The organism is Kineococcus arenarius subsp. arenarius (genome assembly GCF_050871845.1).
Classification (GTDB): domain Bacteria; phylum Actinomycetota; class Actinomycetes; order Actinomycetales; family Kineococcaceae; genus Kineococcus.
Window position 1 is genome coordinate 39,434 of record NZ_JBJLSE010000010.1, and the last position, 17,972, is coordinate 57,405.

A 17,972-nucleotide genomic window follows, 5' to 3' on the forward strand; every position below is an offset into this window, starting at 1 on the left:
ACTGGGCCCGCTGTCCTGGGTCCGCCGGCCGGGCACCCGCGCCCCGCTGGAGTGGAGCCTCAGGCCAGCAGACCCAGGCGCCGCAGCTCCACCCCGAGGTCGTGCGGGCTCGTGGCAGCCTGCTGGGCGTCCTCCAGCGTGACCACGCCGTCGCGCACCAGCGCCACGAGGTGCTGGTCGAACGTCTGCATCTGGTAGTACGAGCCCTCGCGGATCAGGTCCGTGATGTGGTGGGTCTTGTCCGGGTCCGCGATGGCGTCGGCGATGCGCCCGGTGTTCACGCAGATCTCCATCACCACGCACCGGCCGCGACCGTCCGCGCGGGGCACCAGCCGCTGGCACACGATGCCGCGCAGCGAACCGGCCAGTGCCAGGCGCACCTGCTTCTGCTCGTGCGGGGGGAAGAAGTCGATGATGCGCGAGACCGTCTCCGCCGCGTCGATGGTGTGCAGCGTCGACATGACGAAGTGACCGGTCTCCGCCGCCGACAGGGCGGCCTTGACCGTCTCGGTGTCGCGCATCTCCCCCACGAGGATGACGTCGGGGTCCTGGCGCATCGCCGCGCGCAGCGCCGTGGTGAAGTCGGCGGTGTCCAGGCGCACCTCGCGCTGGCTGACGATCGAGCGGTTGTCGTCGTGCAGGATCTCGATGGGGTCCTCGATGGTCACGATGTGGCTCTCGCGCACCGTGTTGATGTGGTCGATCATCCCGGCCAGCGTCGTCGTCTTGCCCGAGCCGGTGGGGCCGGTGACCAGCAGCAGACCGCGGTGCTCCAGCGCGAGCTGCTCCAGCACCGGCGGCACCCCCAGGCCCGACAGCGGCACCGCCTTGGCCGCCACCCGGCGCAGCACCAGGCCCACCGACCCGCGCTGGCGGAACGCGTTGACGCGGAAGCGCCCGCCCCCGCCGGGCAGGCTGTGCGCGAAGTCGGCCTCGCTGGTGCGCGCGAACTCCTCCACCAGGTCCGGGCGCAGGATCTGCCGCAGCATCTCCTCGGTGTCGTCCGGCGTCAGCGCCGGGGCCTGCAGCTGGCGCAGCCGGCCGTCGATGCGCACCCGCGGGGGCGAGCCCGCCTTGCAGTGCAGGTCCGAGCCGCGCAGCTCCACCAGCGCCCGCAGGTAGGGGGTGATGAGGGGTTCGGTGCCGCCGGGGGCCACCCGTCCCGCCGGGAGCACCGGGGTCTGCGCGATCGTCACCCCCGCGGCATCGGGACGACGGGGCGCCACCTTGAGCACTCCTCACCCCGTGGGACCATGGACGCCGGAGATGTCGACAGGGAGGAGCAGCTCATGAGCAAGCGTGGCCGCAAGCGCCGCTCGCGCAAGAGCAACGGCGCGAACCACGGCAAGCGCCCCAACGCCTGAGCGCACGCGCAGGCGCACGAGAGGCCCCGGACCAGCAGGTCCGGGGCCTCTCGTCGTCGCGGCTCGGCCGGGCTCAGCGCACCGAGGCGCTGACCTCGGTGATCTGCACGAGGATGCGCGCGCGCAGCTGGGTCGGTGCCGTCTCGCACGGGCACCCGTCCCGGATCGCCCGCTTGAGCTGCTCGTCCTCGGCGAGCTGCGCCACGCAGCTGGCGCACTCGCGCAGGTGGGCCTTCAGGCGCTCGCAGTCCAGCTCGGCCATCTCGCCGTCGAGGTACTCGAACGCGCGCTCGAGGACCTCGCGGCACTCCTGCTTCAGCGGCGCTCCGCCCGCGGCGGTCACGCCCTCCGGCTCCCGGGCCGCGCTCACGACGCACCCTCCGCCTGGCGCACGGCCCCCGACACGCCCCGGCCCACCGCGTAGTCGCGCAGCATCTCGCGCAGCAGGCGACGGCCCCGGTGCAGGCGCGACATCACGGTCCCGATGGGGGTGCCCATGATCTCGGCGATCTCCTTGTAGGCGAAGCCCTCCACGTCGGCGAGGTACACCGCCATGCGGAAGTCCTCGGGCACCTGCTGCAGGGCCCGCTTGACGTCGGAGTCCGGCAGGTGGTCCAGCGCCTCGGTCTCGGCCGAGCGCAGGCCCGAGGAGGTGTGCGACTCCGCCCGCGCCAGCTGCCAGTCCTCGATCTCGTCGGAGTGGGACTGCTGCGGCTCGCGCTGCTTCTTGCGGTACGTGTTGATGTACGTGTTCGTGAGGATCCGGTACAGCCAGGCCTTGAGGTTCGTGCCCGGCGCGTACTGGTGGAACGCGCCGTACGCCTTCGCGAAGGCGTCCTGGACGAGGTCCTCGGCGTCCGCGGGGTTGCGCGTCATGCGCAGCGCCGCGGAGTAGAGCTGGTCGAGGAAGGGCAGCGCATCGCGCTCGAAGCGCGCCGCGCGCTCGTCGGCGGTCTCCTCCGAGGGTGCCCTCGAGGTCTGTTCGGTCATCGGCCCCGAGCCTAGGCCCTCGCCGCGCCGCGCGCTCAGCGCGCCCGGCGCGCTCGCGGGACGCCGCCCGGGACGCCTGCCCGGCGGTCCCACCGCCGCGCGGGACGCGGTGCGGGCACCGGTCTTCTCAGCCACCACCATGACCGCCACAACGCCCACCGGAGGGGCGCCATTCCGGCCCCGGCGCACGAGGGGGGCGTTCCTCAGGCGCCCGGCGGTGGCACCGGGTGCGTTCGCAGCGCGGTGCCGGCCCGCTCGCGGGACAGCGCGTCCAGCAGCGCGGCGACGTCCTCGGCCTCGTCGAGAGTGGGGTCCAGCCAGGCGTCGCGCAGGTCGCGCGGCACGACCAGCGGCACCCGGCCGCGCAGCCGGTCCGGGCCCGGCTCGGCGGCGGTGGTCACGAGCGCGAAGCTCACCAGCCACCGCGCGGGGTCGCCGGGCGCCCTCGCCGGGTCCTGCCAGAACTCGTACACGCCCGCCAGCGACAGCACCGAGCCGTCGGCGGCGGAGACGGCGGACTGCGCGCCGCGGGGCTCGCCGTCGGCCCGCCGCTGGTACCAGGCGTCCACCGGGACCAGGCAGCGGCGGGCCAGGGCCGCCGGCGCGGACGACGGCTCCCGCAGCAGCGCCTCGGCGCGCACGTGCGCGGCGGCGGGCCCCGCGGAGGCGTCCCGCGCCCCCGGGGGCACCAGGCCCCAGCTCAGGGCGCGCAGCGAGCGGCTCGGCGGGGCGTCCGGCTCGCCCTTGCGGAAGCGCTCCAGGACCACCGGGGGGCGGGCGCCGGGCACGACGTCCGCCGGGCTCGCGGCGCCGCCGGGGCCGAGGGCCGGCTCCTCGACCTCGAACTCGGCGACCAGCTCGTCGACGTCCCGCTGCAGCACGTACCGCTCGCACACGCGCCACACCCTGGCACGCGCCGCCGACAGCACCCCGGCCGGCACCGGGGCGGCGCCCCGGCGGGTGCGCCCGGGGCGCCGGTGCGGTAGGCAACTCCCATGACTCTGGTGCGACGTGTGGCCCGACCGATGCTCGCCGCGATCTTCATCAAGACCGGCATCGACCAGGTGCGCGGTGCGCCCGACCTGGCGCCGGCCGCCGAGCCGGTGGCCGAGCGGCTCGCCGGCCCGCTGCACCTGCCGCAGGACCCGGTGCTGCTGGTGCGCCTGAACGGCGCCGCCATGGCGGGCGCCGGCGTGCTCTTCGCGCTGGGCCGGGCACCCCGGCTGTCCGCCGCGGTGCTGGCCGCCACCGCCGCCCCCACCGCCTACGTGGCGCACCCGTTCTGGACCGAGAAGGACCGGGCCGTGCGCTCGGAGGTCCTGGGCGACTTCCTCAAGGACGTCGGCCTGCTGGGCGCGGCGCTGCTGGCCGCCGTGGACACCGCCGGCAAGCCGGGCGTGCTGTGGCGCGCCGGCCGCGCCGGGCGCGACGCGAAGCGGCTGGCCGCGCACGCCGCCGAGTCCGGCCGCAAGGACCTCGCGCTCGTGGCCGCCAAGGCCGGCTGACCCGCGCCCCGCTCCCCCGGCGGTCCCGGCCCACGGGTCGAGGACCGTCGGGGGGTGCTGCGAGGATGCGTGCGTGAGCCCGACGACAGCCGACGCCGTCCCCCCGTCACGACCCGGCCGGCCCGCGCCCGAGCTGTGGCCCGCCCCCCGCGCGGCCGGCCCGCTGGACGCCGTGGTGCCCGTGCCCGGCTCCAAGTCGCTGACGAACCGCTACCTCGTGGTGGCCGCCCTCGCCGAGCGGCCGTCCCTGCTGCGCGCCCCCCTGATCTCGCGCGACACCACCCTGATGGCCGACGGCCTGCGCGCCCTGGGCGCGGACGTCGTCGAGGGCGGCCGCGGCGCCGAGGGCGTGGAGGCGGGCGACTGGCTGGTGCGCCCCGGGCCCGTCACCGGCGGCACCCGCGTGGACTGCGGCCTGGCCGGGACCGTCATGCGCTTCCTGCCGCCGGTGGCGGCGCTGGCCGGGGAGCCGGTGGAGTTCGACGGCGACGCGCGCGCCCGCGAGCGCCCGATGGGTGCGGTGCTGGACGGGTTGCGCCAGCTCGGCGCGGTCGTGGAGGACGGCGGCCGGGGTCTGCTGCCGTTCACGGTGCGCGGGCCCGTCGGCGGGCTGCGCGGCGGGTCGGTGCGCATCGACGCCTCCGGCTCCAGCCAGTTCGTCTCCGCCCTGCTGCTGGTGGGTGCGCGCTGCCGCGAGGGCCTGGAGGTCGTCCACGACGGCCCGGAGCTGCCCAGCGCCCCGCACGTGCGGATGACGGTGGAGGTGCTGCGCGACGCCGGCGTGCTCGTGGACGACGCCACCCCCGGCCGCTGGGCCGTGGAGGCCGGCGAGGTCAACGCCCTGGACGTGCAGGTCGAGCCGGACCTGTCCAACGCCGGCCCCTTCCTGGCCGCGGCCGCCGTCGCGGGCGGCCGCGTTCGGGTGCCGGGGTGGCCGCAGTCCACCACCCAGGCCGGGGACCTGCTGCGCGACGTCCTGGACCAGATGGGCGCCGAGGTGTCCCTGGACCGCGACGGCCTGCTGGTGCGGGGCACCGGGGAGCTGTACGGGCTGGACCTGGACCTGCACGAGGCCGGCGAGCTGGCCCCGGTGATCACGGCGCTGGCGGCGCTGGCGTCCACCCCCACGCGGTTGCGCGGCATCGCGCACCTGCGCGGGCACGAGACCGACCGCCTGGCGGCCCTGGTCACCGAGGTCAACTCCCTGGGCGGGGACGCGGAGGAGACCGCGGACGGGCTGCTGGTCCGCCCGCGGCCGCTGCACGGCGGGGTGTTCCGCACCTACGCCGACCACCGGATGGCCACCGCCGGGGCCGTGATCGGCCTGGCCGTGGAGGGCGTGCTCGTGGAGGACGTCGCCACGACCGGCAAGACGCTGCCGGACTTCCCCGGCATGTGGACGGCCATGCTGCGGGGCGAGTGAGGCGGTGGGGCCGAGGTGAGCGAGCGCCGCCGCCGCTACGACGAGGACGACGTCCGGGTCCGCCCGAACCCGCGCGGGTCGCGCCCGCGCACCAAGGAGCGCCCCGCGCACGCCGACGCGGTGCCGGCCCTGGTGGTGGCCGTGGACCGGGGCCGCTCCACCTGCCTGGCCGAGCCGGGCACGCCGGCCGAGCGGACGGTCACGGCGATGCGCGCGCGGGAGCTGGGCCGCACCGGCGTCGTCGTGGGCGACCGGGTGGGCCTGGTGGGCGACACCTCCGGGCGCACCGACACCCTGGCGCGCATCGTGCGCATCGAGGAGCGCCGCACGGTGCTGCGCCGCACCGCCGACGACACCGACCCGGTCGAGCGCGTGGTCGTGGCCAACGCCGACCAGCTCGTGGTGGTCACGGCCGTGGCCGACCCGGAGCCGCGCGCCCGGATGGTGGACCGCTGCCTGGTCGCGGCGTACGTGGCGGGCATGCGCCCGCTGCTGTGCCTGACCAAGGGCGACCTGCGCCCGGCGCAGGAGGTGCTGAGCACGTGGGCGCCGCTGGGCCTGGACGCGGTGGTGACCTCCCGGGGTCCGGGCGGGGAGCTGGTGGGGCTGCAGGACGTGCTGGAGCGGCTGCGCGGGCGCACCAGCGTGCTCGTGGGGCACTCCGGGGTGGGCAAGTCCACGCTGGTCAACGCCCTGGTGCCGGACGCGGGGCGCGCCACCGGGCACGTCAACGCCGTCACCGGCCGCGGCCGGCACACCTCCACCTCGATGGCGGCGCTGGCGCTGCCCGGCGGGGACGGCTGGGTGGTCGACACCCCGGGCGTGCGCTCCTTCGGGCTGGCGCACGTGGACCCGGAGGCGGTGCTGAGCGCCTTCCCGGACCTGGCGGCGGGCGAGGAGGGGTGCCCGCGCGGGTGCACGCACGACGAGGAGGAGTGCGCGCTGGACGAGTGGGTCGCCTCCGGGCACGCCGGCACGGCGGGCCCGGCCCGGCTGGCCTCGTTCCGGCGGCTGCTGGCGGCGCGGCGCGGTGAGGAGCGCGGCGACGAGCGCCCGCGCGAGCGGGACCGCGACCACGCGCACGAGCGCGACTAGGACCGGGTCGTCACGGGCAGACGGTGGTGCGGACCGCCTCCACCAGCTGCGCCGCCTGCTCCTCGGTCAGCCCCTCGACCCCGCCGCCGCTGAACCGGCGCTGGACGTCCGAGACGACGGTCGCGGGGTCCTCGCCCTCCTGCAGGTCCAGGCACACGCTGTCGGCCCGGCGGGCCAGCGCGTCGCGGTTCTCGGCGAGGCGGGGGTCGATCCCGCCGGCCAGTTCCACGAGGCGCTCCAGCTGCTCGGCGCCGGGGGAGGTGAGGGCCGGCTGCGGGGGCTCCGGACCGGTCGGCGCCGGCGCGCTCGGCGCGGCGCTGGACAGCGACGCCGTCGCCGCGGGCGCCCGGTCGGCGTCCGCGGCGCAGCCGGCCACCAGCACCGCGGTGAGCACGGGAGCCAGCGGCAGGACGGTGGCGGGCAGCGGACGGGGCACGGGGACCTCCAGGACCTCCGGCGCCCGGCCGGTGCCGGGCCCTCAGAGCAGCGTGGCCCAGTAGTCCCAGAAGGACACGCCGACCATCGCGGCGACGGCGGCGATCGTCAGCGCGATCAGCAGCACCCGGAAGTCCACGACCGCGCGCGCCGCGCCCCGCAGGGGCCGCGGCACGGGGACCAGCCCGCGGTCCAGGCCGTCGGCCAGCGAGACCCAGAACGTCGCGATGACCACGACCCAGACGACCATGCAGTAGGGGCACAGCGCGTGGATGGTGAACAGGGCCGCGCTGACCAGCCAGCCGACGAACACCACCCCCAGCGCCAGGCCCGCCAGCAGGCCCCGCTCCACCCACCGCGGCAACGCGGTGCCCGACAGCAGCAGCACCCCCAGGGTCGCGCTGACCGCGAAGGCGCCGATCCCGAGGAGCGGGTTGGGGAAGCCGAACAGCTCCGCCTGCGCGCTCTCCATGACCGTCTGGCAGGAGATGAAGGGGTTGATGCTGCAGCTGGGCCGGTAGCCGGGGTCGGTGGCCAGCCGGAAGCGCTCGACGGTCAGGACCATCGAGGCCAGGAAGCCGATCGCACCGCCCAGGGCCAGCAGCAGGCCGCGGGCGCGCGGGGACACCGGCAGGTGCGACAGGTGGTGCTGCTCCCCCGCCTCCCCCGCCTCGTGCTCGTGGTCCCACCGGGTCCCGGTCGTGCCGGCCATGGCTCCTCCGTGCTGGTCCGCTGCGCACCCGGCCGCTGCCGGGCGTCCTCACAGCATCCTCGGCGCACCTGGGAGCGCGCTGGACGGGCCGGAGGTCCCGGCCCCGGCCGCGGGGCGGCGGTAGGTTCGCCCGGTGCCCACCCCCTCGTCCTCCCCCGCGCCCTCCTCCGCACCGGCGCCCGCCACCCGGCTCCGCTACGACGACGACCTGCGCCTGGCGCACGTGGTCGCCGACCAGGTGGACGGCGTGACGATGGACCGCTTCCGGGCGCTGGACCTGGCGGTGGAGACCAAGCCGGACCTGACGCCGGTCACCGACGCCGACCGCACCGCCGAGGAGCTGATCCGCTCCTCGCTCAAGCGCACCCGCCCGCGCGACGCGGTGCTGGGCGAGGAGTTCGGCCTGGTGGGGCACGGGCCCCGGCAGTGGGTGGTGGACCCGATCGACGGCACGAAGAACTTCGTGCGGGGGGTGCCGGTGTGGGCGACCCTCATCGCCCTGCTGGACGACGGTGAGCCCGTGGTGGGGCTGGTCTCCGCGCCGGCGCTGCAGCGCCGCTGGTGGGCGTCGAAGGGCTCGGGCGCCTGGACGGGTCGCAGCCTGTCCACGGCGACGCGCATCTCCGTCAGCGGCGTCACCGACCTCGCCGACGCCTCCTTCGCGTACTCCTCGCTCACCGGCTGGGAGGCGACCGGCAGCCTGGAGGGGTTCCTGCGGCTGTCGCGCACGGTGTGGCGCACCCGCGGCTTCGGCGACTTCTGGTCGTACATGCTGCTGGCGGAGGGGGCGGTGGACATCGCCGCCGAACCGGAGCTGGCGCTGCACGACATGGCGGCGCTGGTGCCGATCGTGACCGAGGCGGGGGGGCGCTTCACCTCCCGCGCGGGCGTGGACGGCCCGCACGGCGGGGACGCGGTGGTCACCAACGGGCACCTGCACGCCGCGGCCCTGGAGCACCTGGGCCTGCCCGAGCAGTCGCCCGCGCCGTGAGCGCCCCGGCGGTGGTTCCCGACCCGCGCGAGCGGCGGCTGATCGTGTGGGAGGTCGTCGCGGTCTTCGCCGTGTCGCTCGGCATGAGCGGCGTGCGGGCGCTGGTGCGGTTCATCGGGCTGGTGACGGCGCCGGAGGCGCTGAACGCGCAGACCTCCACGGTGCTGGGCAGCTACGCACCGGACCGTCCGTGGCTGGACCTGGCGCTGCAGCTCGTGTCGATCGCCTCGGGGCTGGCGCCGGTGCTGCTGGTGGCGTACCTGCTGGCGCGGGGCGGGGAGTCGCTGCGCACGCTGGGGGTGGACGGGCGCCGGCCGGGCCGCGACCTGCTGGGCGGGGTGGGCCTGGCGGCCCTGATCGGCGGGTGCGGGCTGGTGCTGTACGTCGGTGCCCGCACGGCGGGGATCAACACGAACGTGGCGGCCTCGGCCTTGCCGGACGTGTGGTGGGCGGTGCCGATCTCGGTGCTGGCGGCCGCGGAGAACGGGGTCCTGGAGGAGGTGCTGGTCGCCGGGTACCTGCTGCACCGGCTGGCGCAGCTGGGGGTGCGGTGGCTGCCGGCGCTGGTGGTCAGCGCCGTGCTGCGCGGCTCGTACCACCTGTACCAGGGGCTGGGCGGCTTCATCGGCAACGTGGCGATGGGCCTGGTCTTCGGCTGGGTGTACCAGCGCTGGGGCCGGGCGATGCCCCTGGTGATCGCTCACACCCTGATCGACGTGGTCGCCTTCATCGGGTACGCGCTGCTGGTGGGGAAGGTGAGCTGGCTGCCCGCGTGAGCAGCCGTGCACGCCCCGCAGCCGGGGCTGCACCGGACGGGTGAAGGGTTGTGAGGGCTGCGTGCGGATGGGCGCGCGACGCGCCCTCGCGCTGCTGCCACCGGCGGGCTGACCTAGCGTGGAGGGGGTCCGACGGACGCCGACGTCCCCGTCACCGATCCGCAGGAGCCGCCCGCAGTGCCCTCGTCGCTCAGCTCAGCCCTCCCCTCGATCAGCCACTCCGTGTGGCTGACCCTCGCCGTGGCCGCAGCCTCCGCCGTCGTCGCCGTCCTGATCGGCGAGCTGGCGGCCTTCGCGGTGCGACGGCTGGGCCGCCGGCGTCCCATCCTCGTCACGCTCGGGCGCCGGGTGCGCAGACCGCTGGCCGGGCTGCTGGCGGTCGTCGCGGTGCTCGTGTCGCTGGACATCTACACCGGCGCCGCGGACTGGCGGCCACCGACGTTCTTCGTGCTGAAGCTGATGACGGTGGCGCTCGTGGCGTGGCTGGCGGTGGTGGCCGCCAACGCCGTGCAGGACGTCGTGCTGCGCCGCTACCGCATCGACGTGGAGGACAACCGGCGCGCGCGCCAGCGGCGCACGCAGGTGACGCTGCTCAAGCGGGTCGTGGTCGCGCTCATCGTCGTGGTCGCGGCCGCGTCGATGCTGCTGACGATCCCGGGGGCGCGGGCCGCGGGTGCGAGCGTGCTGGCCTCGGCCGGTCTGCTGTCGGTGGTGGCCGGCCTGGCGGCGCAGACCGCCCTGGCGAACGTGTTCGCGGGCCTGCAGATCGCCTTCACCGACGGCCTGCGCGTCGACGACGTCGTCGTCATCGACGGCGAGTGGGGCAACATCGAGGACATCACCCTGACGTACGTGGTGGTGCGGGTGTGGGACCAGCGCCGGCTGATCCTGCCGTCCACCTACTTCACGACCACGCCCTTCGAGAACTGGACCCGCAACTCCGCCGACGTCATCGGCACCGTCGAGTTCGACGTCGACTGGCGCGTCCCGGTGGACGTCGTGCGCACGCACGCGGAGCGCTTCGTGCACGCGCACCCGCTGTGGAACGGCAAGGCCTTCGGCCTGCAGGTGCTCGACGCGAAGAACTCGTTCGTGACGTTCCGGGTGCTGGTGAGCGCGAACTCCGGCGGGCAGCTGTTCGACCTGCGCTGCGCGGTCCGCGAGGAGGTCGTGGGCCTGCTGCAGCGCGAGCACCCGCAGGCGCTGCCGCGGCTGCGGGTGGAGACCGGCGGTGGCACCGTGCTGCCCCGGCAGGCTCCCCGCGAGGGGGCGCAGGAGGGGCCGCAGCGGTCCACCCGCGACCGGCCGGACGGCGTCCCGGCCGACCGGGGCGCCTCGCGGCGCTGAACGGTTCGCGGAGCGTCCGCGACCCGCTGCGCGGCCAGGTACCAGACGGACGCGACGGCTCGATGAAAGTGTGACGCGAAGCACAGCCCCGGAAGGGGGAGGTGCGGTCAAGTCGAGGCGGGTGCCTGGACGAAGAACAGGCACGTGCCCCTCGACGCCTTGATCTCTTCGCTCGGTCTGCTCGCCGCCGCCATCGGCATCGCCACCGGCGTCCCCCAGATCCTCCGCCTGCTGCGCTCCCCCGACGCCAGCGGCCTGTCCTTCTCCTCCTCGGTGCTCGGGGTGCTCGGTGCCGGCACCTGGCTGACCTACGGCCTGTTGCTGATGGACCCCGCCCAGCTGGTGGCCAACGTGCCCGGCCTGGCGTGCGCCGCGGTCACCGTCGCGCTCGCCGCCCGCCGCCTGGGCGTGCCGCTGCGGCACGCCGGCACCGCCGTCGCCGCGTGGGTGCCGGTCGTCGTCGCAGCGCACGTGCTGGGTGGCGCCACGCTCGTCGGCGTGGTCGCCACCGCCGTCTCCCTGGTGCGGATGGTGCCGCAGGTGCGCACCGCCTTCGGCAGCGGCTCCCTGGCCGGCCTGGCGCCCGGCACGTTCGTCCTGACGCAGGTGTCGGCGACGCTGTGGACCGTGTACGGCGCGGCCACCGGTCAGCCGTCCGTCGTGGTCTGCTCGGTGGTCTCCGCCGTGCTGGCCGGCGCGGTGCTCTCCCGCCGCCTGCCCCCGCGCCACGTGGTGCGGGCCCTGCACGCGGGCCGCCTCGGACTGCCGGGTCAGCTGCTGGTGCGCCCGCTGGTGGCGCTGGCCCGCCCGGGGGTGGCGCTGGCCGCCTGAGCGGCGACCGCCAGTTCAGCGGCCACGCCCTCGGCGAGGGGGCGCACCCCCTCGCGCAGCGCGACACCGGCCGCGGTGGGGTGCAGCACCACCCGGCGGCGGTCGGCGGGGTCCGCCGCGCGGTACACCGCGCCGGTCTCCACGAGGGCGTCGACCGCGCGGGTCGCGGTGGCCGGCGCCATCAGCAGCGCGTCGGCGACGTCCGACATCGAGGCGCCGGGGCTGGCGACCACGTGCTCCAGCACCCGCCAGCGGTCCACCGTCAGGCCGTGCCCGCGCAGGGCGCCGGCGAGGCGGTCCTGGGCCAGGGCGGCCAGCCGCAGGGTGCTCAGCACGTCCGATGCGCTCACGCGGGGCTCCGTCCACCGGGGACCCGCGCCGGGGCGGGTGTGGGATCGTGCCCAGCATGGCAGAGCGCCCGCACCCCGCACCGGGCGCGTACCGCGTGGCGCTGCTGCTGCCGCGGCAGGGGCCGGCGGGGATGTTCGGGCCGGCCTGCCGCGCGGCCGCCGAGCTCGCCGCCGCCGAGATCGACCGGGACGGCGGCATCGGCGGGCGGCCGGTGGAACTGGTGGACGTGGACGCGGGTGCGGCCCCGGCGGCGGTCGCCGGCGAGGTGGCCGCCCTGCTGGCCACCGGCGCCGTCGACGCGGTCAGCGGCTGGCACCTGTCCACGGTCCGGCGCGCCGTCGCCCCCGTCGTGGCGGGCCGGGCGCCCTACGTGTACGCCACCGCCTACGAGGGCGGGGAACGGCACGACGGCGTGCTGTGCAGCGGTGAACTGCCGGGCGAGCAGGTGGTCGCCGCCCTGGAGTGGCTGCGCGGCGAGGCGGGCCTGCGCCACTGGTTCGTCGTCGGGGACGACTACGTCTGGCCGCGGGCCACGGCTCGCCGCGTGGCGCGGGCGCTGTCCGCCGGCGGCTCCGGCCTGCGCGGCAGCCGCTTCGTGCCCCTGGGCTGCCGGGACGAGGCGACGTGGCGCTCCGCGGTGGCCGACTGCGCGCGCAGCGGCGCGGACGGGGTGCTGATGCTGCTGGTCGGCACCGACGGGGTCCGCTTCAACCGGGCGTTCGCCGCAGCGGGCCTGGACGCGGCGATGGCCCGGTTCAGCCCGTTCATGGACGAGACGATGCTGCTGGCCAGCGGCCCGGACGCCACCCGTGGCCTGTTCGCCTCGGCCGGCTGGTTCGCCGGGCTGCCCGGCGCCTCGGCGGCGGAGTTCTCCCGGGGCTTCGCCACGGCCTTCGACCTGCTGGCGGGCACCGGCCCGGCGGGCCCGACGCCCGCGCCGGGGACGATGGCGGAGGCGACGTACTCGGCGCTGCGCCTGCTGGCGGGCCTGGGCGGCGGGGACCGCCCGCGGGTCCCGGACGTGCGGCGCGCCCTGACCGGGGCGGCGTGGGACTCCCCGCACGGGACGGTGCGGCTGAGCCGCGGGGTCGTCGGCCACCCGGTGCACGTGGCGCTCGCCGACGGGGTGGGCTTCGACGTCCTGGCCCGGGTCAGCGGCCCCGGGGACGCCCCGCGCGCCTGAGCGCGGAGCCCGGCGGGGCACGCTCCGGGCCGGTGTGTTTCCAGCGTGTTTCGCGGTCGTAAAAACCTCTCGCCGACGCCCCGGGGAGTTTGCCGCGCCCGTCCGCGGGCCCCTAGCGTCGCAGTCCTTCCACCTGGAAGCTTCCCCGTCGAGAGGCCCGCGATGAGCCAGCACGCCCCGGGCGCCACGCCGCCCACCGGCACGAGCACCGGCACGAGCCCCGTCCCCGGCACCAGCGCAGCGACGTCGGAGACGCTGGAGGACTACACCCTCCGCTTCGCGCCGCGCAGCTACCGCCGCTGGACACCGGGCGTGGTCGCCACGTCGGCCCTGGGCGGGATCGCCTACCTCGCCGACTTCTCGATCGGCGCGAACATCGGCATCGCCCACGGCACGGTCAACGCGCTGCTCGGCATCGCACTGGCCGCCGTGGTCATCTTCGTCAGCGGTTTCCCGCTGGCCTACTACGCCGCCCGCTACAACATCGACCTGGACCTCATCACCCGCGGGTCGGGGTTCGGGTACTACGGCTCGGTGCTGACGAACGTCATCTTCGCGACGTTCACGTTCATCTTCTTCGCCCTCGAGGGCTCCATCATGGCGCAGGGGCTGTACCTGGGCCTGGACGTGCCGCTGTGGATCGGGTACGCCGTGTCCACCATCATCGTCATCCCGCTCGTGGTGTACGGCATGAAGGTCCTCTCCACGCTGCAGGTGTGGACGACGCCGCTGTGGCTGGTGCTCATGGTGGTCCCGTTCGCCTACCTGGTCATCGCCAACCCCGACTCGGTGGACGAGTTCTTCGCGTACACCGGTGCCGACGGCAGCGGTTCGCAGGTCAGCGCGGCCTCGGTCCTGCTCGCCGCGGGCGTGTGCCTCTCGCTCATGGCGCAGATCGCGGAGCAGATCGACTACCTGCGGTTCATGCCGCCGCGCACCGCGGAGAACAGCCGCCGCTGGTGGACGGCCGTGGTCATGGCCGGCCCGGGCTGGGTCGTCTTCGGCGCCATCAAGCAGGCCGTCGGGCTGTTCATCGCCGTCTACCTCATCGCCACGCTGGACCCGCAGGCCTCCGCCACCGCGAACGAGCCGGTGCACCAGTTCCTCGGCGTGTACGAGGAGATGATGCCGGCGTGGCTCGCGATGACCCTGGCCGTCGTCCTCGTCGTCATCAGCCAGATCAAGATCAACGTGACGAACGCCTACTCCGGCTCGCTCGCGTGGACGAACTCCTTCACCCGCGTGACCAAGCGGTACCCGGGCCGCATGGTGTTCGTGGTGGTGAACCTCGTCATCGCGCTGACGCTGATGGAGGCGAACATGTTCGACTTCCTCAACACGATCCTCGGGTTCTACGCGAACTGCGCGATGGCGTGGGTCATCACGGTGGCCACCGACATCGTCGTCAACAAGCACCTGCTGGGGATCTCCCCGAAGGTGCCGGAGTTCCGCCGCGGCATGCTGTACGCGGTGAACCCGGTCGGGTTCGTCTCGGTGCTGCTGTCCGCCGGGCTGTCGATCGCGGTGTTCTTCGGGGCGTTCGGCGAGACGGTCCAGCCCTACTCCCCCGTCGTCGCGGTCGTGCTGGCCGTGCTCTGCCCGCCCGTCCTGGCGGTCGCCACGCGCGGGCGGTACTACCTGCGCCGCGACGACGACGGCCTGGCGCTGCCGATGTTCGACGCCGACGGCAACCCCTCCGGCGAGGTGCTCACCTGCCACGTGTGCCGGCAGGACTACGAGCGCCCCGACCTGGCTGCCTGCGCCACGCACGACGACGTCGTGTGCTCGCTGTGCCTGAGCACGGACAAGGTCGCCGACCACGTCCTGCCCGCCCGCTCGTGAGGGCGGTGCACGGCGCCCGGCCGGGCGCGGCAGGATGTCCGGCGTGCACCTGAGCCCGGCGGACACCGAGAAGCTGCTGATGGCGGTCGCGGGCATGGTGGCCCGCGACCGCCTGGCGCGCGGCGTGCGGCTGAACCACCCCGAGGCGGTGGCGCTGCTGAACTGCTGGGTGGTCGAGCGCGCCCGCGAGGGGGCGCTGGTGACCGACCTCATGGAGTCCGGCCGGCGCGTGCTGACCCGCGCGCAGGTGATGCCGGGGGTGGCGGAGATGCTGCACGACGTGCAGGTCGAGGCGACCTTCCCCGACGGGCGCAAGCTGGTCACCCTGCACGACCCGGTCGGCGGGGAGGACGGGGCCACCCCCGCCGACGAGGCCTCCACGAGCACGACCGTCCCCGGCGAGGTCAGGGTCCGTCCCGGCACGGTCGAGCTGAACGCCGACCGCGGCGCGGACGAGCGGCTGGAGCTGGTGGTGGAGAACACCGGCGACCGCCCCGTGCAGATCGGCTCGCACCTGCACCTGCCGGACGCGAACCCGGCGCTGCGCTTCGACCGCGACGCCGCCCGGGGTTTCCGCCTCGACGTCCCCTCGGGCACGTCGGTGCGCTTCGAGCCCGGCGTCTCGCGCACCGTGCGGGCCGTGGCGCTGCGCGGTGCGCGCCGGGTGCCCGGCCTGCACACCGACCGCTCGCGCCTGGGCGAAGGGGGTTCCCTCGATGGCTGAACCGCACGTGACCCGGATCGACCGCTCCGCGTACGCGGCGCTGTACGGGCCGACCACCGGCGACCAAGTGCGCCTGGGCGACACCGACCTGTGGATCGAGGTGGAGGCCGACCTCACCGCCGGCGGTGAGGAGGCCGTGTTCGGCGGCGGGAAGTCGATCCGCGAGTCCATGGCGCAGGGCACCACGACCCGCGCGCAGGGCGCCCCGGACACCGTCGTCACGAACGTCGTGGTCCTGGACCACACCGGCGTCTTCCGCGCCGACGTCGGCGTCCGGGACGGGCGCATCTGCGGCATCGGCCGCGCCGGGAACCCGGACGTCGCCGACGGCGTGCACCCCGCGCTGCGGATCGGGCCGTCCACCGACGTGATCTCCGGCGAGCGGAAGATCCTCACCGCCGGCGGCATCGACACCCACGTGCACCTCATCTCCCCCTCGCAGGTGCACGAGGCGCTGGCCGCGGGACTGACCACCATCGCCGGTGGCGGCACCGGCCCCAGCGAGGGTTCCAAGGCCACCACCGTCACCCCCGGTGCGTGGCACCTGGCGCAGGCGCACCGGGCGCTGGACGCGCTGCCGGTGAACGTGCTGCTGCTGGGCAAGGGCAACACCGTCAGCGCGGCCGGCCTGGCCGAGCAGGCCCTGGCCGGTGCCGGCGGGTACAAGGTCCACGAGGACTGGGGTTCCACGCCCGCCGCGATCGACGCGGCCCTGCGCGCCGCGGAGGAGTTCGGGCTGCAGGTCGCCCTGCACTCCGACTCCCTCAACGAGGCGGGGTACGTGGACTCCACGATCGCCGCGATCGGCGGCCGCTCCATCCACGCGTTCCACACCGAGGGCGCCGGCGGCGGGCACGCCCCGGACATCATCACGGTGGCCGGGCTGCCGAACGTGGTCCCGGGCTCGACGAACCCGACGCTGCCGCACACGGTGAACACCGTCCCCGAGCACCTCGACATGCTCCTGGTGTGCCACCACCTGAACCCGCGGGTGCCCGAGGACCTCGCGTTCGCGGAGTCGCGCATCCGCGCCACGACGATCGCCGCCGAGGACATGCTGCACGACCTCGGCGCGCTGTCGATCACCAGCTCCGACGCGCAGGCGATGGGCCGCATCGGCGAGGTGATCACCCGCACCTGGCAGGTCGCGCACGTCATGAAGCAGCGCCGCGGCCGGCTGGGCGAGAACTCCCCCGCGGACAACGAGCGGGCCCGCCGCTACGTGGCCAAGTACACGATCAACCCCGCGATCGCGCACGGCATCGACCACCTCGTGGGTTCCGTGGAGGTCGGCAAGACGGCCGACCTGGTGCTGTGGGACCCGGCGTTCTTCGGGGTGCGGCCCTCGGTGGTCCTCAAGGGCGGCGCGCTCGTGCTGGGAGCCCTGGGCGACCCGAACGCCTCCATCCCCACCCCGCAACCGGTGCTGCTGCGCCCGGCGCTGAACCACCCGAACGGCGCGGACGTCTCCGTCAGCTTCGTGGCCCCCGCCGCCCTGGACGACGGCCTGGCCGGCCGGTTGGGCCTGCGCCGCCGGCTGGAACCCGTGCGCGACACCCGCGGCGTCGGCAAGGCGCAGATGGTCCACAACGACGCGCTGCCGGACATCCGGGTGGACCCCGAGACGTTCGCCATCACCGTCGACGGGGAGCTGATCGTGCCCGCACCGGCCGCGGAACTGCCGCTGGCGCAGCGGTACCAGCTCTTCTGATGCCCGGGCCCTCCCCCGACCTGGTGCTGGCGCTGCTGGCCGACGCCCGCCTGCCCGTGGGCGGGCACACCCAGTCCGCCGGCCTGGAACCCGCGCTGACGTACGGCGGCCTCACCGCCGCGGACGTGCCCGCCTTCCTGGGCGGACGGCTGGCGACCGTCGTCGCCGTCGAGGCCGGCACCGCGGTCGTCGCGCGCCACCGCGCCCTCACCGGCGGCGCCCTCGCCGACGTCGAGGAGGCGTGGGCCGCCCGCACCCCCAGCGCCCCGCTGCGCGAGTCCTCCCGCGCGCTGGGCCGCGGCTACCTGCGCCTGGCGCAGCGGCTGTGGCCCGGCGCCGAGCCGCTGGCGGGGCTGGGCCGCACGCCCCCGCGCCCGCTGGTCCTGGGCGTGGTGGCGGCCCTGGCCGGGCTGGACCCCGGGCGCCTCGTGCGGCTGTGCGGGCACGAGGACGCCGCCACGCTGGGGGCCGCCGCCCTCAAGCTCGACCCGCTGGACCCGGCCGACACCGTCGCGTGGACGCTGGCCGCCCACCCCCGGATCGAGGAGCTCGCACGGCGGCTGGCGCCGCTCACCGAACCCGACGAGATCCCCGCCACCGGCGCCCCGCTGGTGGAGGAGCTGTCCCTGGTGCACGCGCGCACCACCCAGCGCCTGTTCCAGGCGTGACCCCCCTCGACCCAGCACCCCGGA

At 75.6% G+C, this 17,972-nt stretch carries 20 protein-coding genes; 13 read left to right on the forward strand and 7 right to left on the reverse strand.

Annotated features, from left to right (window positions below):
- Positions 1 to 59: 59 nt before the first annotated feature.
- On the reverse strand, positions 60 to 1,190 hold the full coding sequence (locus ACRYM0_RS04535) for a type IV pilus twitching motility protein PilT (RefSeq protein ID WP_432502566.1): 1,131 nt from the start codon (positions 1,188 to 1,190) through the stop codon (positions 60 to 62).
- A gap of 99 nt (positions 1,191 to 1,289) precedes the next feature.
- On the opposite strand from ACRYM0_RS04535, the gene ACRYM0_RS04540 reads away from it, so the two are divergent.
- On the forward strand, positions 1,290 to 1,364 hold the full coding sequence (locus tag ACRYM0_RS04540; RefSeq protein WP_432495316.1) for a 50S ribosomal protein bL37: 75 nt from the start codon (positions 1,290 to 1,292) through the stop codon (positions 1,362 to 1,364).
- A gap of 73 nt (positions 1,365 to 1,437) precedes the next feature.
- Here ACRYM0_RS04540 and rsrA read toward each other — a convergent pair whose 3' ends face one another.
- The 3 genes from rsrA to ACRYM0_RS04555 form a co-directional block, all read right to left on the reverse strand.
- On the reverse strand, positions 1,438 to 1,734 hold the full coding sequence (gene rsrA / locus ACRYM0_RS04545; protein ID WP_432502504.1) for a mycothiol system anti-sigma-R factor: 297 nt from the start codon (positions 1,732 to 1,734) through the stop codon (positions 1,438 to 1,440).
- The gene (locus tag ACRYM0_RS04550) at positions 1,731 to 2,495 is read right to left on the reverse strand and encodes a sigma-70 family RNA polymerase sigma factor (RefSeq protein ID WP_432502507.1); all 765 of its coding nucleotides are present in this window, start codon (positions 2,493 to 2,495) and stop codon (positions 1,731 to 1,733) included. Before ACRYM0_RS04550 ends, rsrA begins: the two co-directional genes overlap by 4 nt.
- A 62-nt stretch (positions 2,496 to 2,557) precedes the next feature.
- Positions 2,558 to 3,250: an SOS response-associated peptidase gene (locus ACRYM0_RS04555; protein ID WP_432502509.1), complete on the reverse strand. Its 693-nt coding sequence runs from the start codon at positions 3,248 to 3,250 to the stop codon at positions 2,558 to 2,560.
- Between the two features lie 117 nt (positions 3,251 to 3,367).
- Between ACRYM0_RS04555 and ACRYM0_RS04560 the strand changes: the two genes are divergently transcribed.
- From ACRYM0_RS04560 to rsgA, 3 genes are all read left to right on the forward strand, one after another.
- Positions 3,368 to 3,859 (forward strand): DoxX family membrane protein, encoded by a 492-nt coding sequence (locus ACRYM0_RS04560; RefSeq protein WP_432502510.1) that lies wholly within the window; start codon positions 3,368 to 3,370, stop codon positions 3,857 to 3,859.
- Positions 3,860 to 3,932: 73 nt separating this feature from the next.
- Positions 3,933 to 5,282, forward strand: coding sequence for a 3-phosphoshikimate 1-carboxyvinyltransferase (gene aroA, locus ACRYM0_RS04565; protein WP_432502511.1), 1,350 nt, complete (start codon positions 3,933 to 3,935; stop codon positions 5,280 to 5,282).
- A gap of 15 nt (positions 5,283 to 5,297) precedes the next feature.
- Positions 5,298 to 6,377, forward strand: coding sequence for a ribosome small subunit-dependent GTPase A (gene rsgA / locus ACRYM0_RS04570; protein ID WP_432502514.1), 1,080 nt, complete (start codon positions 5,298 to 5,300; stop codon positions 6,375 to 6,377).
- 10 nt (positions 6,378 to 6,387) lie between these two features.
- On the opposite strand, the gene ACRYM0_RS04575 is transcribed toward rsgA, so the two are convergent.
- Positions 6,388 to 6,813 (reverse strand): DUF732 domain-containing protein, encoded by a 426-nt coding sequence (locus ACRYM0_RS04575; RefSeq protein WP_432502515.1) that lies wholly within the window; start codon positions 6,811 to 6,813, stop codon positions 6,388 to 6,390.
- A gap of 42 nt (positions 6,814 to 6,855) precedes the next feature.
- Positions 6,856 to 7,524, reverse strand: coding sequence for a vitamin K epoxide reductase family protein (locus ACRYM0_RS04580; RefSeq protein ID WP_432502517.1), 669 nt, complete (start codon positions 7,522 to 7,524; stop codon positions 6,856 to 6,858).
- Between the two features lie 133 nt (positions 7,525 to 7,657).
- Between ACRYM0_RS04580 and hisN the strand changes: the two genes are divergently transcribed.
- The 4 genes from hisN (at position 7,658) to ACRYM0_RS04600 (ending at position 11,469) form a co-directional block, all read left to right on the forward strand.
- Positions 7,658 to 8,515, forward strand: a complete 858-nt coding sequence (hisN, locus tag ACRYM0_RS04585) for a histidinol-phosphatase (RefSeq protein ID WP_432502519.1) — start codon at positions 7,658 to 7,660, stop codon at positions 8,513 to 8,515.
- Complete coding sequence (locus tag ACRYM0_RS04590; RefSeq protein WP_432502520.1) at positions 8,512 to 9,291, forward strand: CPBP family intramembrane glutamic endopeptidase; 780 nt, start codon at positions 8,512 to 8,514, stop codon at positions 9,289 to 9,291. The genes hisN and ACRYM0_RS04590 overlap by 4 nt, the downstream gene beginning before the upstream one ends.
- Positions 9,292 to 9,468: 177 nt before the next feature.
- Complete coding sequence (locus tag ACRYM0_RS04595; protein WP_432502522.1) at positions 9,469 to 10,638, forward strand: mechanosensitive ion channel family protein; 1,170 nt, start codon at positions 9,469 to 9,471, stop codon at positions 10,636 to 10,638.
- 144 nt (positions 10,639 to 10,782) lie between these two features.
- A complete protein-coding gene (locus tag ACRYM0_RS04600; protein WP_432502524.1) occupies positions 10,783 to 11,469 on the forward strand; it encodes a SemiSWEET family transporter in 687 nt (228 codons plus the stop codon).
- On the opposite strand, the gene ACRYM0_RS04605 is transcribed toward ACRYM0_RS04600, so the two are convergent.
- Positions 11,409 to 11,819 (reverse strand): MarR family winged helix-turn-helix transcriptional regulator, encoded by a 411-nt coding sequence (locus ACRYM0_RS04605; RefSeq protein WP_432502526.1) that lies wholly within the window; start codon positions 11,817 to 11,819, stop codon positions 11,409 to 11,411. The genes ACRYM0_RS04600 and ACRYM0_RS04605 overlap by 61 nt on opposite strands.
- A 56-nt stretch (positions 11,820 to 11,875) precedes the next feature.
- Between ACRYM0_RS04605 and ACRYM0_RS04610 the strand changes: the two genes are divergently transcribed.
- From ACRYM0_RS04610 to ACRYM0_RS04630, 5 genes are all read left to right on the forward strand, one after another.
- Positions 11,876 to 13,003, forward strand: a complete 1,128-nt coding sequence (locus ACRYM0_RS04610) for an ABC transporter substrate-binding protein (protein WP_432502568.1) — start codon at positions 11,876 to 11,878, stop codon at positions 13,001 to 13,003.
- 162 nt (positions 13,004 to 13,165) lie between these two features.
- Positions 13,166 to 14,845, forward strand: a complete 1,680-nt coding sequence (locus ACRYM0_RS04615) for a purine-cytosine permease family protein (protein ID WP_432502528.1) — start codon at positions 13,166 to 13,168, stop codon at positions 14,843 to 14,845.
- Positions 14,846 to 14,888: 43 nt separating this feature from the next.
- A complete protein-coding gene (locus ACRYM0_RS04620; protein ID WP_432502530.1) occupies positions 14,889 to 15,569 on the forward strand; it encodes an urease subunit gamma in 681 nt (226 codons plus the stop codon).
- The gene (locus tag ACRYM0_RS04625) at positions 15,562 to 17,280 is read left to right on the forward strand and encodes an urease subunit alpha (RefSeq protein ID WP_432502532.1); all 1,719 of its coding nucleotides are present in this window, start codon (positions 15,562 to 15,564) and stop codon (positions 17,278 to 17,280) included. The genes ACRYM0_RS04620 and ACRYM0_RS04625 overlap by 8 nt, the downstream gene beginning before the upstream one ends.
- Complete coding sequence (locus tag ACRYM0_RS04630) at positions 17,280 to 17,948, forward strand: urease accessory protein UreF (RefSeq protein WP_432502534.1); 669 nt, start codon at positions 17,280 to 17,282, stop codon at positions 17,946 to 17,948. Before ACRYM0_RS04625 ends, ACRYM0_RS04630 begins: the two co-directional genes overlap by 1 nt.
- Positions 17,949 to 17,972 lie beyond the last annotated feature (24 nt).

Excerpts from the sequence above, each read along its gene's own strand:
- ACRYM0_RS04610 (WP_432502568.1), top strand. The coding sequence starts at position 11,876 with ATGGCAGAGCGCCCGCACCCCGCACCGGGCGCGTACCGCGTGGCGCTG.
- ACRYM0_RS04580 (WP_432502517.1), bottom strand. The coding sequence starts at position 7,524 with ATGGCCGGCACGACCGGGACCCGGTGGGACCACGAGCACGAGGCGGGG.
- ACRYM0_RS04550 (WP_432502507.1), bottom strand. The coding sequence starts at position 2,495 with ATGGTGGTGGCTGAGAAGACCGGTGCCCGCACCGCGTCCCGCGCGGCG.
- ACRYM0_RS04630 (WP_432502534.1), top strand. The coding sequence starts at position 17,280 with ATGCCCGGGCCCTCCCCCGACCTGGTGCTGGCGCTGCTGGCCGACGCC.
- ACRYM0_RS04625 (WP_432502532.1), top strand. The coding sequence starts at position 15,562 with ATGGCTGAACCGCACGTGACCCGGATCGACCGCTCCGCGTACGCGGCG.
- ACRYM0_RS04615 (WP_432502528.1), top strand. The coding sequence starts at position 13,166 with ATGAGCCAGCACGCCCCGGGCGCCACGCCGCCCACCGGCACGAGCACC.